Here is a 20,117-nt window from a genome sequence, read left to right as displayed (position 1 = left end):
ATAGGGTGACAGCGCATAGTCAGCGGTTGGAATGTGTTCAGGCGGCCATTAGCTACCGGTTGCGCGTTCTGACCCGCTATCCTGCAGTGCCCTGATCCGCAGCAGATAGGCCGGGGTGACGCGCGCCATCAGCAGTGCGGCGACGATCGTCAGGCCGATGAACACGCCAAAGCCGACCAGATAGGTGCCGTTGCGATCGTACAAGTTCGCCAGCACGACTGGCCCGAAGGCCGAGCCCATGGTGTTGAAGCCGGCGAGCACCGGCAGCAGGCGGTTCATGAGGCTGGGGCCATAGACATGCTTGGCGACGACCGGGCCATCCACGGTCAGCCCGCCATGCGCCACGCCCAGCACGGTGGTGAAGACAAGCGCGGTGAACAGCCCCTGCACCGGCAGCGCCAGCAGGATGGCGAGGCCGAGCAGCAGGTTCCAGCCGGCGACACCCTTCACCGAAAAGCGATCGAACGTCATGCCCGCGACGAATTTGGCGCCGATGCCGATGAGGAAGGTGAGCGACCAGGCCGAGGCCGCGACGGTGCGCGAGAGGCCGATCTCGTTGGTGAGATAATAGATGCTGTGCTGGAAGAGCGCCTGATCGATCAGCGCCGAGAGGAACGTCGCCAGCGCGATCAGCCAGAAGGCGTGCTGGCGCAGCATGGTGCGGAAGCTGATGCCGAGATCCGCGGCGCGCAGCCGGGCGCTGCTGACCTGCTCGCTCGTCCGCACCGCCTCGGGCAGCACATCCGCCTCGCTGGGGTTGAACCGCACCGACAGCGCGAGCGGAATGGAAATGCAGAAGATGCCGATGCTCAGACAGGCAAAGGCGACGCGCCAACCATAAAGCGGAATGAGCTGGCTGGTCATCAGCGGGAACAGCACGCCGCCAAAGCTGGTGCCGATCACCGCCACGCCCGTCGCCAGCCCGACATTGCGCATGAACCAGCGCGAGACGAGGAGCCGCAGCGAAATGATCACGGCGCCCTGGCCAATGCCGATCATGAAGCCGACGACATAATAGCTCCATAGCGAGTGGACGAACAGGAAGCCCGCCAGCCCGATGGCTTCGGCCGCCATGGCGACGACCAGCACCAGCTTGAGGCCGATCCGCTCGACCAGCGGGCCGATGATGAAGATCGCCATGATCGCGCCGGTGAGGCTCTTATAGGTGTAGATGAGCGTGGCCTGGGTGAGCGTCCAGCCGAACTCCTTCATGACCTCGGGATAGACGAACGGCATGGTCAGCGGCGCGCCGAAGGCGATGAGGAAGATGAAGAACGCCTTGGCGACCACGCCCCAGCCCGGATAGCGCCAGGTCGCGCGGATGATGGCGATCTTGTCTGTGAGGCTCGCTCGACCTGCCATGCCCTCGCTCCCGTCCCGTCTCTTGTCGCCCTCGCCCGATCAGGCGGCCAGGCCGGGCGCGCCGCGCTGCGCCTGACCGGTCAGCACGGCGATGGCCGCTTCCGTGCCGCCCGCCCGATAGGGGACGCCCGCGAAGGCCAGCGCGGCTTCCGTCGCGGCGACGGTGCCGAGCACCAGCGCGTCGCTGAAGTCACCGAGATGGCCGATCCGGAACACCCGGTCATCGAGCTGGCCGAGGCCATTGCCGAGGCTCATGTTGCAGCGCTCCAGCGCCGCCTCGCGCACCGCATCGGCGGAGATGCCCTCGGGCATCCGCACGGCGGTGAGCACCGGCGAATGGGCGGCGGCATCGCGGCATTGCGTCTCGAAGCCCCATTGGGCGACCGCCGCGCGCGTCGCCTGCGCCGCCCGCTGATGCCGCGCGAAGACGGCGTCCAGCCCTTCCTCCTGCATCATGGCAATGGCCTCGCGCAGCCCCTGCAGCAGATTGATGGCTGGGGTGTAGGGGAAAAAGCCCCGGGCATTGGCCTCCAGCATCTCGCCCCAGTCCCAATAAGAGCGCCTCATCCCGGCCGATTTCGACGCCGCGATCGCCTTTTGCGACAGGGCATTGAAGGAGAGGCCCGGCGGCAGCATCAGCCCCTTTTGCGAGCCGCCGACCGCCACGTCCACGCCCCAGGCATCATGCTGATAATCCGCCGACGCCAGCGACGAGACCAGATCGGCCATCAGCAGCGCGGGGTGCCCCGCTTCATCGATGGCGCGGCGCACGGCGGCGATGTCTGAGGTCACGCCGGTGGAGGTCTCGTTGTGGACCACGCAGACCGCCTTGATGCGATGCGCCTTGTCCGCGCGCAGCCGCTCGCCAATGGCTGCGGCATCGACCGGGGTGCGCCAGTCGCCGGGGATCAGCTCGGGCTCCAGGCCGATCTTGCGGGCGAGCCGGCACCAGAGCGTCGCGAACCAGCCGGTCTCGTACATCAGCACCGCGTCGCCCGGCGAGAGCGCATTGACGAGCGCCGCCTCCCACGCGCCGGTGCCCGACGAGGGGTAGATGATGACCGGGCCTTCGGTCTTGAAGATGCCCTTAATCCCGTCCAGCACCTCGACCGTGAGATCGCGAAAATCAGGCCCGCGATGGTTGATGGTCGGGCGCGCAATTGCCTCCATCACCCGTTGCGGCGTGGTCGTGGGACCGGGCAGTTGCAGGAAGTGCGCGCCGGGGCGATGGGAAGAGGTGGCAGACATGAACGGTCCTCAGGCTGGCGCGGGCGCGAGGCGGCGCTTGCGGTCCACCGGCTCGGCAGTCCCCCTGCTCCAGACCGCGCGGCGCGCATTGTAGAAATCGAGCCAATCCTGCTCGGGTGGGAGCAGCGCGTAGCCGGCGCGGACATTATGGTAGCAGGCGGGATTATCGACGCCCGGCGGCACCACCCCGTCGTCCCGCAACGCCGTCGCCGCCCATTTGAGCCGGCGGCGGGTGAGCACGATCATCCGGTCGCTGGTGCCCAGATGCTCCATGGTGCGGTCCACCACCGGCCCCATGCTCTCGGTGACCGCCTGATCCTGCACAGGGATCGCTTCGATGCCGCTATAGCTCTGCGTCGACTGCGCCTCACGCGAGATCAGATGATCGTTGCGCGGATTGGCATCGATGCGGAAGCGGCCGAGCCAGTCGGTGGTGTTGGGCAGGAAATTGATCGGCGAGGTGGTGCCGGGAATCGGCTTGCCCGCCTTGGTCAGCGTCGTGGCGCCGGTGCGCGGACCGCCGATGGTGACGAGCATGGCATGATGGTCATCCAGCGGCACCCAGGCGCGGGCGCGGATATGGTCGAGCGGCTCGGACGGCGCCATGGTCCAGAAGGGCAAAGCGAACTGGCCGATGCGGTGATAGAGATTGTCCCCGGCCGGGCGATAGGCGCAATACATGGTGCCGTAATCGGTCTCCAGCGCCTCATATTTCGGCGCGAGATTCTCGCGCATCTGCCTGTAATAATTGATCGAGCCTTCCTCGAACTGGTCCGGCGTCGCCGCACCCAGATGCAGGAAGCCGACATGGCAGGTGTCGATATCCCCCTCCAGCGCCTGCAGCCAGTTGCACTCGCGCATCATGAAGGTGACGGTGAGCGGCTGGCCCGCCTCCACCTCGTCCCAGTCGAAATGCGGCAGTGCGGGCGGCTGGGCACGGGTGCCCATATAGACCCAGGCGACGCCGTAGCGCTCGACCACCGGGAGCGCGCGGATCTTCACCTTGTCCTTATAGTCCGTCTCCGGCGGCTCGCTCGGCATCTCGATGCACTGGCCATTCCGATCGAACTTCCAGCCATGATAGACGCAGCGGATGCCGCCCTCCTCATTGCGCCCGTAGAACAGCGATGCGCAGCGATGGGCGCAGCGATGATCGACCACGCCAAGCGATCCATCGGGCGAGCGGAAGGCGAGGAAGTTCTCCCCGAGCAGGCGAAGCCGCAGCGGCGCGCCGCCAGCCTTGACTTCGTCCGGCATGAACGCGGGGATCCAATATTCCCGCATCAACGCGCCCATGGGGGTGCCGGGACCGGTCTGGGTCAGCAAGGCATTGTCTTCCGGCGACATTCCGCCCTCCCCCACACTCGAATGAATCAAACTATAATATAGTTATTCTTTTTCATCCGATGCGGCGTGGCTTGTCAAGCAATGCCGGGCGGGGCAGGATTGAAATCATCATATAGAATGACCGATCGCCCGCCCCGCGCGGGCGATGCCAACATGAGAAAGCCTGTTCCCTTGGCCGAATCCGACACCGTTTTCAGTTCCGTGCGCAGCCAGTCGCTCGCCTCGCGCATCGTCTCGCAGGTGATCGACGCGCTGTTTGCCGGCCAGTTCAAACCCGGCCAGTTCCTGGGTACCGAGGCGCAGCTGACCGAGACCTTCCAGACCAGCCGCGTGCCGATCCGCGAGGCGCTCGGCCGGCTGGAGGCGCTGGGGGTGGTCACGATCAAGACCGGCGCGGGCGGCGGGGCCACTATCGCCGAGGGCAAGCCCGACCAGTTCGCGACGGCGCTGGCGGTGCAGTTCATGCTCGTGCAGGTGACGGCCGAGGAGATTTTCGATGCCCGCATCGGCATCGAATGTCGCGCCGCCGAGCTGGCTGCCGAGAAGATCACCGACGAACAGATCGAGGCGCTGCGGCTGCTGCTGGAGCGGATCATGGAACCGGACCTGCCGCGCCGGGAGTCGGTCGATCGCATCCTCGCCTTCCACCGCTTCATCGTGGAGGCTTCGGGCGCGCGCACGCTGGTGACGCTCATGCATGCGCTGGAACATGCGCTGCTCAACCTGTTCACGGCGCTGGAAGCCTCGCCGCGCAACAGCCGCATCGGCTACAAGTCGCTGCAGGGCATTTTCGACCGCATCGCCGCGCGCGACAGTGAGGGCGCCTTCACGGCGATGCGCCTCCATCTGCTCGATCGGCGCAAGTCGATGCTCTACCGGCTCAAGGAGCTGAGCGACCAGGCCGGGATTGCGACGCCCGCCAGCTAAGGGACTAGGGCAGCCGGCTCAGACGCTCGTCCCGACCAGCCGCCCGATCCCGGCTGTCAGGGCCATGGCAAGCGCGCCCCAGAAGACCACCCGCGCCACCGGCCGCCAGGGTTTGGCCCCGCCAGCGCGCGCGCCAATGGCGCCGAGCAGGCCGAGGAAGAGGATCGACCCCGCCGCCTCGCCCACCACCATCCGGTCCATCGGCAGCACGGCCGCCAGCACCAGCGGCAGCGCCGCGCCGGCCGTGAAGGTGGCGGCGGAGGTAAAGGCAGCCACCACCGGCCGCGCCGCTGTCGTCTCGGTAATGTGCAGCTCGTCACGCGCATGAGCGCCGAGCGCATCATGGGCCATCATCTGCTCGGCCGCGCGCCGCGCCGTCGCCGGGTCGACGCCGCGCGCGACATAGATGTCGGTGAGTTCCTGCAGCTCGGCTTCGGGCGCGGTGGCCAGCTCCTGCGTCTCACGCGCAAGGTCGGAGCGCTCGGTGTCGGACTGGGAGCTGACCGAGACATATTCGCCGGCCGCCATGGACATCGCCCCGGCCACCAGACCGGCAGCACCCGCGACGATCAGCGCCGACCGATCCGCCCCTGACGCCGCCACGCCGAGGATGAGGCTGGCCGTGGACACAATGCCGTCATTGGCGCCAAGCACCGCCGCGCGCAGCCAGCCGATGCGCGAAACAAGATGATATTCCCGATGCGGCCTCATGGATGATCCCCCTCACAGTTCGGCGCAACTTTATCAGAACCGGGCCTGCGCGGCGATTGGGGAAATCTGCCCTTGGCCGGAGGGCTGGCGCGATCTCATTCGGTGGCCGGCACGACCATCGCCCTGATGACCGGCGCCTCGCTGCCGCTGATCTGCAGGATGTGGCGCCCGGCCTTGAGGCGGAAATCGACGATCTTGCGGATGCCCGAGCAAGCCGGCCCGTGCCCATGCGTGAGCGAGGGCACGCGCGCGCCGTCGGTCACCACATCCAGCCAGGCCGCTGCGCCCAAGGCGACGCGATAGACCCCGTCGCGCGGGGCGTCGAACGCCAGCCTCCCGGCGTAGGTGCCGGGCTTGGCCACGCGCTCGGGCGCGGCAGCGAACGCGACGGATGAGGCAGGCGACAAGGTGAGATCGACGGCCTGGCCGGGCTTGAGCTGAACGGCTGCTTCCGTCGCGCTGGCAACCCGCTCGGCGCTGCGCCAGGCAGCAAATTCAGGCGGCAGAGCCGCATCGTCCGCGCAGGCGGGCGCATCCGCAGCGGGCATCTGAGCGGCCACGGGCACCGGTGCCAGCGCCATTGCGAGAGCCATCATCATACGCATTGTCCGCTTCTCCTCTGGACGGTCGGTTCTTTCGATGTATTTGCGCATATACATCGAATCACGAACAAGAAAAGGGGACCCATTGATGAGAGCGACACTGGTGCTGGGCGCCGCAATTCTGGTGACGTCCGGCATGGCCCGCGCGCAGGCGCCGGAGAGCGAGGCCGGCAGTTTCGGCCTCGGCCAGATCATCGTGACGGCGCCCGCCGGACCTGACCGGCTGCTCGGCACGGAGACGCTCGGCCAGCAGGCCATGGTCCGCTTCAACCGCGTGCAGCTCGACGATGCGATCAACCTCCTGCCGGGCGTCTCGGCGGGCAATAGCGGCGGCTCGCGCAACGAGCGGCTGGTGTTCGTGCGCGGGTTCGACCGCTTTCAGGTGCCGCTCTCGATTGATGGCATCCGCGTCTATCTCCCGGCCGACAACCGGCTGGATTTCGGCCGCTTCCTCACGCCGGACATTGCCGAGGTGCAGGTGGCGAAAGCCTATGCCTCCGTGCTGGACGGCCCCGGCGCCATGGGCGGCGCGATCAATCTCGTCACGCGCAAGCCCACCAAGGCTGTGGAGGCCGAGGCGCGCGCCACGCTCAATCTCGACCGCGATGCGGCCTATGGTGGCTACAGCGTCTTCGCGCTACTCGGCACGCGGCAGGACCATTGGTACGCGCAGGCGAGCTATGCCCGCAATTTCACCGATCACTGGACGCTTGCCGGTGGTTTCCACCCGGTCAGCGCGAACGAGGACGGCGGCGCGCGCGACTTCTCCCGCACATCAGATTGGCGCGTGAATGCCAAGCTGGGCGTCACCCCCAACGCCACCGACGAATATGTGCTGAGCTACACACGGCAGGAAGGCAGCAAGAACGCGCCGCTGCATGTGAGCGACACCAGCAATGTCTCGCTGCGCAACTGGAGTTGGCCCTATTGGACCATCGACACGCTGGCCTTCCTCTCAACCACCGCGCTCAGCAATCAGGCGACGCTCAAGACGCGGGCTTATTACAGCCGCTTCGACAATCTGCTGCGCTCCTGGGACAATCGCAGCCAGACCAGCCAGACGCTGGGTCGGTCCTTCGACAGCCCTTATGCGGACACGGCCTATGGCGGATCGGCGGAACTCGGCGTGGACCTGCTGCCCGTCAACCGCCTGACCCTCGCCTTCCATTATCGGCATGACGAGCACCGCGAATCCCAGACCAGCCGGCCGGGCCTGCCCGGCAGCATCGCGGAGCCGGTGCAGATCAGTGCCGAGCGCAACTGGAGCATCGCGGTGGAGAACCGCCTCGCCCTGCTGCCCGCCCTGACGCTGACGCTGGGCGCCTCCTATGACTGGCGCGATCTCGACCGCGCGGAGGACTATGGAGTGCCGCAGGGGCAGACCGGCGCCAACCGGCTCTACAGCTTCCCGCTGCGCAACGTCGATGCGCTGAACGCGCAAGGGCGGCTGGATTGGCGCGGCGAGCATGGCAGCGCGGCGCATCTCTCGCTCTCGTCTCGCGCCCGCTTTCCGACCCTGTTCGAGCGGTTCAGCAGCCAGTTCGGCACCGCCGAGCCCAATCCCGGCCTGAACCCGGAACGGGCGACCACGCTGGAGGTCGGCGGCGCGCGTCAGCTGGGGCCGCTGCATGTCAGCGCAGCGCTCTTCCACAGCTGGGTGAGCGACGCGCTGGTTTCGGTCCGCACCCCGGCCAATCTCAATCGCCGGGAGAATTATGGATCGGCGCATTATTATGGCGGCGAGGTCGCGGTGGATGTGAAGCTGAGCGACCAGATCGAGCTGGGCGGCAATTATTCCTACATCCAGCGGGACTTCACGGTCGGCACGGCGCCGGCGGGCAGCCTGATCCGCCCGTTCCAGCTCACCGATGTGCCGGGCCACAAAGGCTTTGCCTATCTGGCCTGGCGGCCCGTCCCTGCCCTGCGGATCACCCCCAACCTCGATTTTGCTTCGCGCCGGATGACCGTCACCCCGGCCTCCGCCAACGGCCTCGCGCCCATCTATTACAAGACGGGCGGCTATGCGCTCGCCGGGCTGAGCATCGATTATACGCTGACGCCGCAGGGCACGCTCAGCGTTGGCGGTCGCAATCTCTTCGACCGGGATTATGTGCTGACCGATGGTTTCCCCGAACCGGGCCGCTCGCTGTTCCTCAGCCTGAGCGCGCGCTACTGACGCCCATGCCTTTCACGATTGATATTACTGTCTTTCTATATGATCTTTCTCCGGATATGCTCTCGCCGGACGATAGGAGCGGAGGAGAGCGCATGGCCGTCCAGAGGAAGAAAGAGCGGTTTGTGGCCGCGCTGTCGCCCGCGAAGGCGATGGATGTCGTTGTCGTCGGCGGCGGGCCTGCCGGCTGCGTCGCGGCACTCAGCGCGGCGCGCAATGGTGCGCGGGTGATGCTCATCGAGCGGGTCGGCTATCTGGGCGGGATGATGACCGGGGGCGGCATCGGCGGCATCGGCATCAATGGCTACATCATCGAGAAAGGCATCGGCACGCCGGTGGTGAAGGGCATCTCGCTGGAGATCCTCCACCGCATCCAGGCCATGAGCGGCGCGCCCGAGGGTAGCCCGATTGCGCGGCACCCGACCGACTCTGTGATGATGACCAGCCTGCTCGATGAAATGATGGAGGAAGCCGGGGTCGAAGTGCTGTTTAACACCGTGGTGTTCGACACGCTGGTGGAGGACGGGCGGGTGACGGGCGTCGCCATCGGCAACAAGTCCGGCGGGCAGGTGGTGCTGGCCGATGTGGTGATCGACGCCTCGGCCGATGCAGACGTGGCCGCCTGGGCCGGCGCGCCCTTCCACCATGGCCGCGAGGAAGACGGCCGCCATCATGGCGGATCGATGGACATGCAGATCGGCGGCATCGATGTCGACCGGCTGATCGACTATCTGCGCAACCAGCCGTTGCTCAGCGAAGAAGAGCGGGCCGAGCTGGACCGCGAGCGCTCCGCGCTGATGGGCGGCGGGCGGCCGGTGAACACCTACAAGTCGCTCAAGGGCGAGACGCTCTACGCCGAGCCCATGGCCCAGCCGACCGACTGGGACGAGGTGGACCGCATCCGCGCGGCCGGCGGCATCCCCAAGCTGCGCCTCTCTCCCGCAGCCGGCGGCCCGATCCCCGGCAAGGCGACGGCACCCAGGGTGGATGGCAAATATGTCCCCCTCCCCGCCGGGCTGGACCGCGAATGGGTGGAGTATATCAAGGCCGGCAAGGTGCCACTGCTCTACGGCGCGACCGAGCCGGTCTATCCGCCGCCGCGCTTTGGCAGCATCGGCATCTTCCGTCACGGCAAGATGCGCGACGGGCAGATGATGTCCGGCGTGTACGAGGTCTGGTACGACCACACCAATGAGGAAGAGGTGAGCAAGTCGCTGATCTATCGGCGCAAACTCAACCGGGTGTATCTCAACTTCCTGCGCGAGCGCATCCCCGGCTTCGAGGAGGCCTATATCGTCATGGAATCCCCCACCGGCGGCGCGCGCGAGGGCCGGCGGATCGTCGGCGACTATATCCTCACCGAGGATGATGTGCTGGCAGGGCGGCGCTTTCCGGACGTGATCGCCAAGGGCGGGCCGCGCGGGCCGGACCTGCATTCGGTGACCGGCCTGTGGGGCGATGGCGTGGCCTCGCCGTTCAAGGCGCCATACGACATTCCCTATCGCATCCTGCTGCCCAAGGGCGTTGAGGGCCTGCTGGTGGCGGGGCGCTGCGTCTCCGCGACCTTCGCGGCGCTGGGCGCAGTGCGCGATCAGGCGACCTGCATGTCCATGGGTGAGGCGGCGGGCGCGGCGGCCAGCCTTGCGGTGCGCGCGGGCGTTACCCCGCGTCAGGTGGACGTGCGTGCCGTGCAGCAGCGCCTGCTCGATCAGGGCGCGCTGCTTTACATTGGCGATGAGCAGCCGCTGGAGAGGGAACCGGCCGAGTGATCCGGCAGGATGCGGCTACTCTCCGCGTCTGATGAAGTCCGCAGCGCGCTCGGCGACCATAATGACCGGGAGGTTGGTGTTGCCGCCGGGCAGGCGCGGGAAGATGGAGGCATCGACCACTCGCAGCCCGTCCACGCCATTCACCCGCAGGCGCCCGTCGACCACAGCCTGCGCATCGCTGCCCATGCGGCAGGTGCCGCTCGGGTGATAGGCCGTCGCCGCTGTCTCGCGGATATAGGCCATGACCTCCTCATCCGACAGCAAAGGCCGCTCCGGCCGCCGCATCTGCCCCACCACCTTGGCGAGCGCCGGCTGGCGGATGAGCGCCTCCAGTCCACGATAGCCGCCGAGCATGGCGCGCTGATCCTCCGGGTCGCTCATCAGGTTGAAGGCGATGCGCGGATGGGCCAGCGGATCGGGCGAACCGAGCTTCAGCCAGCCCCGGCTCTTCGGGTAATTGAGCGACCACATCGCCCCCATGCGCGGCCCGAACGGCCGGGCCACGCCGGGAAACCAGACCCGCGAGAACATGGAGAGCGGGATCAGCAAGAAATGCATGTCGATCACATCCGGGTCGGCGCCGGTCGCGACATTGGCGGAGGCGGCGAGCGGCGGCGCGCCCATGATGCTCTTGCGCCCCGCCATCCAGCGCAGGAACGATCCGGTCAGCCGGTCGAAGCGCAACTCCCGGTCGAAGGCTAGCGCGGGATCGAGATCGAACTCCATGCCGGCGCCGGGATGATCCTGCAGGTTGGCGCCGACCTCGCCGCTTTCCACGGCGACATCCAGGCCCATCTCCTGCAGATGGGCGCCCGGCCCAATGCCCGAGAGCAGCAGCAGTTGCGGCGAATTGATCGCGCCGCCGGCCAGCAGCACTTCGCGCTCGGCGAGGATTTCTTCCAGCCGCTCGTCGCGCGAGACCTCGATGCCGATTGCCCGGCCATCACGCAGCAGCACACGCGTCGCCACGGCACCGGTGCGCACCTCCAGATTGGGCCGGCGCAGCGCCGGACGCAGATAGGCCTCCGACGTATTGGCGCGGCGACCGTTGCGCGTCGTGAAATCCGGCATGCCGAAGCCGTCGGTTCGCGGGCCGTTGAAATCCTCCGTGATCGGGTAGCCGAGCGACCGGGCCGCCTCCAGCACATTGGCCATCAGCGGGCTGGGCGCCGGATGCGGCTCGACGCTCAGTGGCCCGCTGCCGCCATGTTCGGGCGTATCGCCGCGCCAGTGCCGCTCCAGCTTGCGGAACCAGGGCAGCACATCGTCCCAGCCCCAGTCGGTGAGGCCGGTATCGCGCCAGCCATCATAATCGGCCTTGTGCCCCCGGATTGCCATCATGCCGTTGAGCGAGGAGGTGCCGCCGAGCATCCGCCCACGCGCGACCGGCAGACGGCGGCCGTCCAGCTCCGCCTCCGGCTCCGACATGAAGCCCCAGGTGAGCGCCGGATTGGGCCACAGCTTGGAGACTGCCAGCGGCAGGCGCACGTCCAGCCGCCGGTCGCTGCCGCCGGCTTCCAGCAGCAGCACGCGATTGCGCGGATCTTCGGACAGGCGGGCGGCGAGCACGCAGCCCGCCGAGCCCGCGCCCACGACGATGTAATCGAACCGGTCCACGCTCAGACGACTTTCCAGAACCGGAAAATGGAGCCTTCCGGATTGCGCTGGCCGACGCCGACGAAGATCGTGCGGTTCAGCCAGTCATAGGGGCCGGCCGGCGCCTCGAAGCGCGGGGTCATGCGCATATAATAGCTTTGCGGATCGACCTGCTCGCCCGCCAGCAGGGCATTCACCACCTCCGGCGGGGCGCTGCGCACGCCGGTGCTGCGCTTGAGGATATGGGCGCCGTCGTCCGTCTCCAGCAGATATTGCGATTCGAACCGCCCGCCGCCATCGGGGCGCACGAGCGGGAAGTCGCCGCCGCTGCCCTTGACGATCCGGCCCGAAAGGCCGGGGCCGGAGAAGCTGCCCTCGCCGATCAGCACCGCACCGCGCGTGTAGCCCTGCGCCACTTCGATATGCATGCGCGGACCAAGGCCGATGCGCATTTCCAGAGCGAATTCCAGCCGCATGGTCAGACGATCCTCTCGATGTTGAGGACAGGGCTGCCCTCGGCCTGCTCGGCAACGAACGCCAATCGTGCCAGATGGGCGACGCCGCCATCCTCGGCGGCTTCGAACAGCAAAGCGAGCCGCAGTCCCTCGAAATCCGGCGCGCGGGTGCGATAGCCATTGCCGAAGCAACGGGCGAAACTGCCATCGCTGAACGCGACATAATAGGAGGCTTCGACCACCGTGACGCCATCAGCGCGCAGCAGATGCATCTCGCTGCCGCCGACCAGCCGCCCCTCGAGCCCCTCGCCTACGAAGGTGCCGCCGCCGATGGACACATAGCTGCGCTGGCCACCGGTCGCGATCTCGCCGACCGTAACCGGAAAGGCGCGCATGGGCGTCATGCGGAAGGCCGGCGCGAAGCCGGGCACGGGCGCGCTGCTTGCCTCAGCCATGATCGCGGCCCTGATGATCGTGCGCGATCGTCACGGATTTGAGTTCGGTATAGGCTTCCACCCCGGCTCTCCCATTTTCGCGGCCGAAGCCCGATTGCCTGACGCCGCCCGCGGGCATCGCGATGTCGCCGGCGCTGCTGTTCACCCGCACGGTCCCGGCCCGGAGGCGACTGACCATACCATGCGCCCGCGAGAGGCTGCGCGTCCAGACATAGGCGGAGAGGCCATAACGGCTCGCATTGGCCAGCGCGGCGATTTCGTCGAGATCGTCGGTGTCAAAGGGGATCGCGCACAGCACGGGGCCGAAAATCTCCTCATCCACCGCCGCCATGCCCGCCTGAACGGAGCCGAGCACCGTCGGCGCGACATAATAGCCTTGCTCCGGCAGGGCGATGTCGCCGCCCGCGCGGCTGGCGCCCTGTGTGAGAGCGCCCTCGACAAAGCCCATGATCCGCGCCCGCTGCGCCTGCGTGATCACCGGCCCCAGCTGGGTCGCGGGATCGAGCGGATCGCCGATCGTCATCGCCGCGCCGATGCGGGCGATCTTCTCCACCAGCGCATCGGCGACGGATCGATGCACGAACAGGCGCGAGCCGGCCGAGCAGGTCTGCCCGCTGTTAAAGAAGATGTTCATGGCAATGGCACGCGCGGCGGCATCGAGATCGGCGTCGGCAAAGACAATGACCGGCGATTTGCCGCCCAGCTCCACCGTCACCCGCTTCATCTGCCGCGCGCAGTCGGCCGCGATCTGGGTGCCGGTCGCGGTCGATCCGGTGAAGCTGATCTTGGCGACGCCGGGATGATCGACCAGCGCCGCGCCCACGACCGGACCAAGGCCGGTCACAACATTGAAGAAGCCGCGCGGCACGCCGCAAGCCACAGCCAGTTCAGCCAGCTTGAGCGCGGAGAGCGAGGATTGCTCGGCCGGCTTGAGCACCACCGCGCAGCCCGCCGCAATCGCGGGGCCGAGCTTGAACGCCGCGCCCATCAGCGGATAATTCCAGGGAATGATGTGGCCGACCACGCCGACCGGTTCGCGCAGCGTGTACGCCGTCGTTTCGCCAGGCTGCGAGAGTTCCATGCTTTCGCCGGTGAGCTTGGTCGCCCAGCCGGCGAAATAGCGCAAGGTCGCGGCCGTGCCGGGCACGTCGACCCGCCGGCTGTTGCTGATCGGCTTGCCGGTATCGAGTGTTTCGAGCAGCGCGAAATCCTCGGCATGGCGCTCCACCGCCTGCGCCAAGGCCAGCAGGGCATCCTGCCGCTGGGCTGGCGTCCAGCGCGTGCGCCGGGCCGCGACCATCGCCGATTCGGCCGCCTGCACGGCCTGGTCGATATCCGCCGCAGTGCCCGCACCGACCTCGGTAAAGACCTCGCCGGTCGCGGGGTTTTCCACCGGCAGCCGGTCGCCGGCCGCAGGGGGCGTCCACGCGCCGCCAATGAAATGACGCGCCTCGGCGGCAAGGGGCAATGGCACTTTCAACGTCATCTCAAATACATGTCCATGATGCGGCTGAGGCCCCTGCTATCAGCGCGCCTGCGGGCAAACTTGTCTCGCGACGCATCTTTCTGACCAGCGCCGCACTGGAGACAAAATCAACAGTGCGGCGGTCTGCTGGACAGGCCCCGATATGGGGTCTAGCGTGCGCAAAAGCCGGACCGAGGGCGCAAGACCCCGGCCAGGATGCGAGAGGAGCCACGGGGATGCACATCTTCACCACTAAGGCATCGAGCCGCGTCGAGCGCAGCCGGCAATGGTGCGCCGTCACGCAGGCGCCCCACATCGAATTTGCGGACGATCGCGAGGCGTCGCTGCGCGGCGGCGATTTCGGCGCGCTCCGTTTCTGCATCGTTTCGCTGGGCAGTCACCGGCTTGTTCTGCCCGACATGGCCGATCGACGATCGCCACCGACCATGAAGCTGCTGTTCCAGGAGGAAGGCGCCGCGCGGATCAGCCAGGGCGGGCTCTACAATGATGTGCAGGCCGGCCAGTGGTGCGCGCTCCGCAAGGACGTGCCCTATACCATCGACGCGCCGGACCAGTGCCGCCAGTTGGCCGTGACGGTGCCGTGCAGCCTGCTCGCTGCGCCCCGCTGGAGCCTGGACCGCTGGCGCAAGCCCCGCAGCTTCCTGCGCGGGCCCGCCCAGATTCTCCATGCCAGCGTGAGCGCCTCGGTGATGACCGGCAACACGCTGCGGATGCAGGACCGCGAGCTGCTCGGCGACCAGATCGCCCATCTGGTCAACATGACCATCCATGCCGATGACGTGCTGACCATGCCCGACCCGCGCGAAAGCCGGCGACGGGCGATCCTGGAATATGTCGACCGGCATCTGGCCGATGCGGACCTCAGCATCGCGCGCATCGCGCGGGATTTCAGCATGTCGAGCCGCTCGATCCACAAGCTGTTCGAGGGTGAAGCCTATACCATTGCCCGCGCCATCTGGGACCGGCGGCTGGAGCGCTGCCGCGAGGAGATGGTCGACCCGGCCCTCGCCCGCCGCTCGATCACCGAGATCGCCCACCTTTGGGGCTTTAGCGATTCCCAGCATTTCAGCCGGGCTTTCAAACAGCGCTTCGGCCTTACCCCGCGCGATTATCGCAATCTCTTCTCCCTGCACTGAACGAGCCGGGAAATCGGATCGCGATCGCGAGCACGACCAGTCAGGTCGATGCGCTCCCATCCAATCGGCATGTCGCGCTGAGCGTCTATCCAGATAGACCTGCCGCTCGATGCCTGCCGACCGCAGGCCTGCCACCCGGGAACAGATATACGTGACCAGAAGACAGCTCACCGTCGCCCTGATCCTGCTCGCCTCGATCAACGCCTTCGGCTTCCTCGACCGCGTGATGATCGCGCTGATCGCCGAGAAGATCAAAGCCGAGTTCCTGCTCAGCGATCTGCAGATCGGCCTGCTCGGCGGCACGGCCTTCGCGGTGGTGAACGCCTTTGCGAGCGTGCCCATCGCGCGCCTGGCGGAACGTTACAACCGCGCGCGGGTGACCGCGAGCTTCCTGATGCTCGCCTCGGTGTTCACGGCACTGGCGGGCGCGACCGTCAGCTTCTTCCAGCTCTTCCTGTGCCGCTGCGGCATGGCGGCGGGCAATGCGGCGACCGAGGCGCCGCCGCACTCGATGATCTCCGACATGGTGCCGCCGGAAAAGCGCGCCTCGGCCCTGTCGCTCTATATGCTCGGCGTGCCGGTGGCGGCTCTGGTCGGATCGTTCGCCGGCGGCGCCATTGCCGAGCATTTCGGCTGGCGCGACACGTTCATGTTCTTCGGCGTGATGGGCGGACTGATCGCCCTGCTCTGCTTCTTCTGTCTGCATGAGCCAGAGCGCAGCGTGCCCCCTGCCACTGCCGGATCGGGCAAGCTCGGCACCTGGCAGGTGGTGCGGCTTTTGCTTGGCAACAAGAGCATCCGTTATGTGCTCGCAGGCCTGGCCTTCATCAGCCTTGGCGCCTTCGGCGTGAACACCTTCCTTCCCGCTTTCTTCTCCCGCAATTTCGGGCTGGATGCGGCGCAGGCGGGTCTCGTCTTCGGCGTCGTCTCCGGCATTGCCGCCTTTTTCGGCACGCTGCTCGGCGGCTATGGCAGCGAGCATATGGCCCGGCGCGATGCCCGCTGGCTGCTCGGCTTCCCGGCGCTCGGCACTGTGATCGGCGTACCGATCTTCCTGGCGGGGCTGAGCAGCAACATGCTGTTCATCGCCATTCCGCTGATGCTGGTCGGCTCCTTCTCCTTCTACACCGCGATGGGGCCGGCGATCGCGACGCTGCACGGCTCGCTGGACAGCTTCAGCCGGGCGACCGGATCGGCGGTGTTCCTGCTGATGGTGCATCTGTTCGGTCAGGGGCTGGGACCGCCATCCGTCGGCGTGGTCAGCGACATGGCCTCCAGCTTCATCTATGGCGGCAGCCAGTTCGCCACCCAGTGCGCCGGGGCCGCCGGGCAGGTTCAGGGCTCAGCCTGCGCGGCCGCCTCAGCCCTGGGCCTGCGCTATGCCATCGGCCTGTTCGCCATCTTCTTCCTGCTCGGCGGGCTGATGCTGTATCTCGCGGCGCGGACCAACCATCGCGCGGCGCAGGCGACCGCCACGGCGCATTGACCGCGCCCTCATTTTGCAACGGAGACCCGCATGAGTCAGGCCATTACCGATCGCGACGCCCAGCTTGCCTTGCTGGAGAGCGCCGATCCGCAGCTCGCGGCCAACAAGCGCCTCGTCTGGGACATGTATCGCACCGTGCTGCAGGCAGGCCACGCCGACCGGGCCGCTGAATTCATTGCCGAGGGCTATATCCAGCATAATCCCAATGTCGCTTCCGGCCGCCAGCCGCTGGTCGACTTCATCAAGGGCTCGCGCCCGGTCCGCGAGATCGAGGAGCGGATCATGCTGCCGCTGGTCAACATGATCGCGGAGCGGGACATGGTGATGTGCGTGTTCGAGCGCCCTGAGAAGGATGCCGAGGGGCAGCCTTATGTGACGAGCTGGTTCGACCTGTTCCGCATCGAAAATGGCATGATTGCCGAGCATTGGGACCCGGCGCTCAAGAGTGTGGAGATGCTCAAATTCGATCCCAATACCAAGCGCACGCCGCCCACCGACTGAGCGGCGAGCGGCAGCGCGAGGGTGGCCTGGGCCGCCCTACACCTCCTTATAATGGTAAGGCGCGATCACCGGCTCGGGATAGGATTCATACTGCATCGTCGGCGGCAGATCGGGCTGCAGCCCGTCGATCGAGCGCAGCAGCTGGACGCCGCCGCGATGCCAGCCCTCATCATATTCGGTGTAGATGTTCATATAGCCGTGCAGCTGCGCGATCCGCCACTTGCCGTTCTCGATCTTGTAGCTGTTCTCATAGGTCGCCTCGCCCCAGCGCGCCTCGCGCCCGACGCCGCCGACCATCATGAACGTGCGCCAGCGCGCCTTGGCGGTGCCGGCAGCACAATCGATGTGGACGACCGGCTGGAGCTGCATGTGATTGTACAGTACGCCCGGACCATAAGGCGGCAGATGGTGGAGATATTCCCGCACTCGCTCCCGCCCGACATAGACGCCGCGCCCGGCCAGCTCGAGCGTGCCATCCTCGGCGAACAGCTTGGCTGCATCGTCCCAGCGGCCCTTGTCGACATAATAGCCATAAGCGCACTGGAGATTGCAGATTTCGACATAATGATCGGCCTTGTCGGCACGGGCGGCGAGCGCCGTCAGATCGGACCGCAAACGCGCCAGTTCCTCGCGCAGGGCTGAGACATCATCGGACATGGGGGTGCTCCTTGGGGTCGGGGGATATTATGGGTTCCACGTCGTCACCCCGGGCTTGACCCGGGGTCCCGCTGCCTTCGGGCTTCGGCCAGCAGTAAAGCGGGACCCCGGGTCAAGCCCGGGGTGACGGCGGTGGGTGTGATGGAGCGGCATCCGCTCAAACTTTTGCCAGCCGCGGATCGCGCTCATCCTGAGCCCAGGGCGAGCGCATCCGGTAGGGCACGAAGTGGAACACCGCCTCGACCGCGGAAATGGCATCGTCGCGGATCTTGAAGGCTTCCAGATAGGCGAAGCTGTGGGGCCGCAGGAAAAAGCCGGTGCGCGTCTCGCCATTGGTGAGCTGATAGTCGCGCGTCTGCCCGTCATGGTCGATGAAGCCGCCGCAGAGGACCACGCCCTGCTCCTCATCCACCAGCGGATAGCGCCGCGCGCGGATCCAATTGTCGAACCGGTAGTAGCCGAGCAGGAACTGCTCCTCGCAGCCCATCTTGGCGACCGGCGCCAGATCGGGCTGGGGATTGTGCGTGGTCTGCACGCCATTTTCGCGCCGCTCGCAATCCGCGGTGAAGCGGGTGTGCAGCGTGCCGTCATTCTGCTCGAGCGTGGAGAAATAGCCATCGGCCAGCGAGAGCATCCGTGCCCGCTCGGTGCGGGAGGCGGGCGGGACCGGCTCGGTCAGTTCCGGACGCGGCGCGGGATCGGTGTTGAGGAAGGGGACGCCGCTGTCCGTCGCGCGCGCCACCAGCAGCTCGATCTCGGCGAGCGCGCCGGTTTCCAGCGCCGCGATCCGCAGCACGAACAGCGCCTTGTCGCCGCTTTCCTCCAGCACGCCGAAGCGCGCGGCATTGCTGGTGCGCACGTCCACCACATCCCAGCGATAGTCGCCGATGCCGGTCACGGTCTTCCAGGCACCATCGCCAAAGGGGAATTCGACGCTGTTCTCGGTGTAGCGCAGCCGGGGCGCGAGGGCCAAGCGCTGGGGATCATTGGCGCCCAGGGACGCGACGGTCTCATCCAGCAATGCCAGCAAAGCGGCTCTGTCCATGCGCAGACATCCTCTCCTGTAATGCCGGTCGGGCTTCCATCCCGTTCGTCCGGTGACGCTCGCTGCCCCTAGCCGATTGTTTGCGCAGGAACTTGCCGGTGCGCGCATCCCGTTGCGGCAGGGCTCAAAGATCGATCATCCCGGCGAGTGCCGCATCGGCCCGGCCCTGTTCGACGAACTGCGCGATCAGCCATTCAGCCGCCGGGCCGGGCGGCGTATCCCGGCGCCAGATGCCGGCGAAGCGGTAGGTTCCGCCCGGATGATCGGGCATGGCGAGGCGCACCAGCGTGCCGGCGACGAGATCGCTCTCCACCATCGGCAGCGGCATATTGCCCCAGCCGACACCCTCACACAGCAGGGCGTGCTTGGCGCCGAGATCGGCCAGCCGCCAGGTCTTGGGGCTCAGCACCGAATAATCCTGCCCGTCGGTGGCGCGGGAGCGGTCGGTGAGCACGAGCTGGGTGTAATCACGCCCGGCGCCCGGCGGGATCTGCGCCATTTGCCCCAGCGGATGATCGGGCGCGGCGACCGGCACCAGCGGCACCGAGCCCGCCGCGACACATTCCACCCCATCGGCGCCAATGGCGAGCGGGCCGGAAATGCCGATCATCGCCCGCCCCTCCCGCACCATGGCGAGGACCGCGCCAAGCGCTTCGACATGCAGGCGGAGCTGGACGGTGGGGTATTCGCGCGCGAAGGCGCGCAGCACCGCGCCCAGCCGCTCGGCCGGCAGCATCACGTCGACGGCCAGATCCACTTCCGCCTCCAGCCCATCGAGCAGGCCTTTGACGCGGGCGCGCAGCCCATCCACGCCATGGGCGACGGCACGGGCATCGGCGAGCAGCGCCCGGCCAGCGACGGTCAGCTCCGGCTTGCGCGTCCCCTCCCGCTCGAACAGCGTCAGGCCAAGCTGCGCCTCCAGATTGGCGATGCCATAGCTGATGACGGAGACCGCGCGATTGAGCCGTCGCCCCGCCGCCGCGAAACTGCCGCCGTCCACCACCGCGAGGAAGATGCGCAACTGGTCGAGCGTTGGCGTGCCGGGCGCGCTCACTATTCAACTTTCTCGAACATAATAGTCTATTTTATCCTACTGAACAGCAAAGCTCACAAGCCCTAAATCGGTCTCCAACGCCGGACAGAACGTCCGCGACCTTCCCT

18 protein-coding genes are annotated in these 20,117 nt (G+C 67.1%); 6 read left to right on the top strand and 12 right to left on the bottom strand.

Going from position 1 to position 20,117, the window contains the following annotated elements; genetic code table 11:
* Nucleotides 1–48: 48 nt before the first annotated feature.
* From M2331_RS03225 to M2331_RS03215, 3 genes are read right to left on the bottom strand one after another with little or no spacing between them, the layout of a single operon-like run.
* On the bottom strand, nucleotides 49–1,362 hold the full coding sequence (locus tag M2331_RS03225; RefSeq protein ID WP_181558947.1) for an MFS transporter: 1,314 nt from the start codon (nucleotides 1,360–1,362) through the stop codon (nucleotides 49–51).
* A gap of 39 nt (nucleotides 1,363–1,401) precedes the next feature.
* Entirely contained in the window at nucleotides 1,402–2,610 is a 1,209-nt protein-coding gene (locus M2331_RS03220) for a pyridoxal-phosphate-dependent aminotransferase family protein (protein WP_181558946.1), read from the bottom strand.
* 9 nt (nucleotides 2,611–2,619) lie between these two features.
* Nucleotides 2,620–3,957 carry a Rieske 2Fe-2S domain-containing protein gene (locus tag M2331_RS03215; protein ID WP_181558945.1) on the bottom strand — a complete coding sequence of 446 codons (1,338 nt, stop codon included), beginning with the start codon at nucleotides 3,955–3,957 and terminating at the stop codon, nucleotides 2,620–2,622.
* A gap of 153 nt (nucleotides 3,958–4,110) precedes the next feature.
* On the opposite strand from M2331_RS03215, the gene M2331_RS03210 reads away from it, so the two are divergent.
* Entirely contained in the window at nucleotides 4,111–4,884 is a 774-nt protein-coding gene (locus M2331_RS03210; protein WP_184117244.1) for a FadR/GntR family transcriptional regulator, read from the top strand.
* 18 nt (nucleotides 4,885–4,902) lie between these two features.
* On the opposite strand, the gene M2331_RS03205 is transcribed toward M2331_RS03210, so the two are convergent.
* The gene (locus M2331_RS03205; RefSeq protein ID WP_181558943.1) at nucleotides 4,903–5,595 is read right to left on the bottom strand and encodes a VIT family protein; all 693 of its coding nucleotides are present in this window, start codon (nucleotides 5,593–5,595) and stop codon (nucleotides 4,903–4,905) included.
* A gap of 95 nt (nucleotides 5,596–5,690) precedes the next feature.
* Complete coding sequence (locus M2331_RS03200; RefSeq protein WP_181558942.1) at nucleotides 5,691–6,200, bottom strand: homogentisate 1,2-dioxygenase; 510 nt, start codon at nucleotides 6,198–6,200, stop codon at nucleotides 5,691–5,693.
* A gap of 85 nt (nucleotides 6,201–6,285) precedes the next feature.
* Between M2331_RS03200 and M2331_RS03195 the strand changes: the two genes are divergently transcribed.
* On the top strand, nucleotides 6,286–8,373 hold the full coding sequence (locus M2331_RS03195) for a TonB-dependent receptor plug domain-containing protein (protein ID WP_181558941.1): 2,088 nt from the start codon (nucleotides 6,286–6,288) through the stop codon (nucleotides 8,371–8,373).
* A gap of 92 nt (nucleotides 8,374–8,465) precedes the next feature.
* Nucleotides 8,466–10,139, top strand: coding sequence for an FAD-dependent oxidoreductase (locus tag M2331_RS03190; protein WP_181558940.1), 1,674 nt, complete (start codon nucleotides 8,466–8,468; stop codon nucleotides 10,137–10,139).
* A gap of 15 nt (nucleotides 10,140–10,154) precedes the next feature.
* On the opposite strand, the gene M2331_RS03185 is transcribed toward M2331_RS03190, so the two are convergent.
* Genes M2331_RS03185 through M2331_RS03170 form a run of 4 tightly spaced genes read right to left on the bottom strand, consistent with a single transcriptional unit; the run spans nucleotide 10,155 to nucleotide 14,131 of the window.
* On the bottom strand, nucleotides 10,155–11,756 hold the full coding sequence (locus M2331_RS03185; protein WP_264592271.1) for a GMC family oxidoreductase: 1,602 nt from the start codon (nucleotides 11,754–11,756) through the stop codon (nucleotides 10,155–10,157).
* A 2-nt stretch (nucleotides 11,757–11,758) separates the two neighbouring features.
* Nucleotides 11,759–12,211 (bottom strand): DUF3237 domain-containing protein, encoded by a 453-nt coding sequence (locus M2331_RS03180; RefSeq protein ID WP_181558939.1) that lies wholly within the window; start codon nucleotides 12,209–12,211, stop codon nucleotides 11,759–11,761.
* A 2-nt stretch (nucleotides 12,212–12,213) separates the two neighbouring features.
* Nucleotides 12,214–12,645, bottom strand: a complete 432-nt coding sequence (locus tag M2331_RS03175) for a DUF3237 family protein (RefSeq protein WP_181558938.1) — start codon at nucleotides 12,643–12,645, stop codon at nucleotides 12,214–12,216.
* Nucleotides 12,638–14,131 carry an aldehyde dehydrogenase family protein gene (locus M2331_RS03170; RefSeq protein WP_181558937.1) on the bottom strand — a complete coding sequence of 498 codons (1,494 nt, stop codon included), beginning with the start codon at nucleotides 14,129–14,131 and terminating at the stop codon, nucleotides 12,638–12,640. Before M2331_RS03170 ends, M2331_RS03175 begins: the two co-directional genes overlap by 8 nt.
* 215 nt (nucleotides 14,132–14,346) lie before the next feature.
* On the opposite strand from M2331_RS03170, the gene M2331_RS03165 reads away from it, so the two are divergent.
* The 3 genes from M2331_RS03165 (at nucleotide 14,347) to M2331_RS03155 (ending at nucleotide 17,254) form a co-directional block, all read left to right on the top strand.
* Nucleotides 14,347–15,267: a helix-turn-helix domain-containing protein gene (locus M2331_RS03165; protein WP_181558936.1), complete on the top strand. Its 921-nt coding sequence runs from the start codon at nucleotides 14,347–14,349 to the stop codon at nucleotides 15,265–15,267.
* 151 nt (nucleotides 15,268–15,418) lie between these two features.
* Nucleotides 15,419–16,753: an MFS transporter gene (locus M2331_RS03160; protein WP_264592270.1), complete on the top strand. Its 1,335-nt coding sequence runs from the start codon at nucleotides 15,419–15,421 to the stop codon at nucleotides 16,751–16,753.
* 30 nt (nucleotides 16,754–16,783) lie between these two features.
* On the top strand, nucleotides 16,784–17,254 hold the full coding sequence (locus M2331_RS03155; RefSeq protein ID WP_181558934.1) for a nuclear transport factor 2 family protein: 471 nt from the start codon (nucleotides 16,784–16,786) through the stop codon (nucleotides 17,252–17,254).
* Between the two features lie 36 nt (nucleotides 17,255–17,290).
* Here M2331_RS03155 and M2331_RS03150 read toward each other — a convergent pair whose 3' ends face one another.
* The 3 genes from M2331_RS03150 to M2331_RS03140 all read right to left on the bottom strand — a co-directional run bounded on the left by M2331_RS03150 (nucleotide 17,291) and on the right by M2331_RS03140 (nucleotide 20,010).
* Entirely contained in the window at nucleotides 17,291–17,911 is a 621-nt protein-coding gene (locus M2331_RS03150; RefSeq protein WP_181558933.1) for a nuclear transport factor 2 family protein, read from the bottom strand.
* 157 nt (nucleotides 17,912–18,068) lie between these two features.
* Nucleotides 18,069–18,956 carry a hypothetical protein gene (locus M2331_RS03145; RefSeq protein ID WP_181558932.1) on the bottom strand — a complete coding sequence of 296 codons (888 nt, stop codon included), beginning with the start codon at nucleotides 18,954–18,956 and terminating at the stop codon, nucleotides 18,069–18,071.
* A gap of 124 nt (nucleotides 18,957–19,080) precedes the next feature.
* Nucleotides 19,081–20,010: a LysR family transcriptional regulator gene (locus tag M2331_RS03140; protein ID WP_181558931.1), complete on the bottom strand. Its 930-nt coding sequence runs from the start codon at nucleotides 20,008–20,010 to the stop codon at nucleotides 19,081–19,083.
* Nucleotides 20,011–20,117 lie beyond the last annotated feature (107 nt).

The sequence above is a fragment of the Sphingobium sp. B10D7B genome (assembly GCF_025961955.1).
Lineage (GTDB): Bacteria > Pseudomonadota > Alphaproteobacteria > Sphingomonadales > Sphingomonadaceae > Sphingobium.
Note: the sequence above shows the minus strand (reverse complement) of the source record. Positions and strands in the feature narration are given on the sequence as shown.

Coding starts and splice junctions, on each gene's coding strand:
- M2331_RS03145 (WP_181558932.1), bottom strand. CDS start 18,956: ATGGACAGAGCCGCTTTGCTGGCATTGCTGGATGAGACCGTCGCGTCC.
- M2331_RS03170 (WP_181558937.1), bottom strand. CDS start 14,131: ATGACGTTGAAAGTGCCATTGCCCCTTGCCGCCGAGGCGCGTCATTTC.
- M2331_RS03200 (WP_181558942.1), bottom strand. CDS start 6,200: ATGCGTATGATGATGGCTCTCGCAATGGCGCTGGCACCGGTGCCCGTG.
- M2331_RS03155 (WP_181558934.1), top strand. CDS start 16,784: ATGAGTCAGGCCATTACCGATCGCGACGCCCAGCTTGCCTTGCTGGAG.
- M2331_RS03175 (WP_181558938.1), bottom strand. CDS start 12,645: ATGGCTGAGGCAAGCAGCGCGCCCGTGCCCGGCTTCGCGCCGGCCTTC.
- M2331_RS03150 (WP_181558933.1), bottom strand. CDS start 17,911: ATGTCCGATGATGTCTCAGCCCTGCGCGAGGAACTGGCGCGTTTGCGG.
- M2331_RS03165 (WP_181558936.1), top strand. CDS start 14,347: ATGCACATCTTCACCACTAAGGCATCGAGCCGCGTCGAGCGCAGCCGG.
- M2331_RS03220 (WP_181558946.1), bottom strand. CDS start 2,610: ATGTCTGCCACCTCTTCCCATCGCCCCGGCGCGCACTTCCTGCAACTG.
- M2331_RS03205 (WP_181558943.1), bottom strand. CDS start 5,595: ATGAGGCCGCATCGGGAATATCATCTTGTTTCGCGCATCGGCTGGCTG.
- M2331_RS03225 (WP_181558947.1), bottom strand. CDS start 1,362: ATGGCAGGTCGAGCGAGCCTCACAGACAAGATCGCCATCATCCGCGCG.
- M2331_RS03180 (WP_181558939.1), bottom strand. CDS start 12,211: ATGCGGCTGGAATTCGCTCTGGAAATGCGCATCGGCCTTGGTCCGCGC.
- M2331_RS03215 (WP_181558945.1), bottom strand. CDS start 3,957: ATGTCGCCGGAAGACAATGCCTTGCTGACCCAGACCGGTCCCGGCACC.
- M2331_RS03190 (WP_181558940.1), top strand. CDS start 8,466: ATGGCCGTCCAGAGGAAGAAAGAGCGGTTTGTGGCCGCGCTGTCGCCC.
- M2331_RS03195 (WP_181558941.1), top strand. CDS start 6,286: ATGAGAGCGACACTGGTGCTGGGCGCCGCAATTCTGGTGACGTCCGGC.
- M2331_RS03210 (WP_184117244.1), top strand. CDS start 4,111: ATGAGAAAGCCTGTTCCCTTGGCCGAATCCGACACCGTTTTCAGTTCC.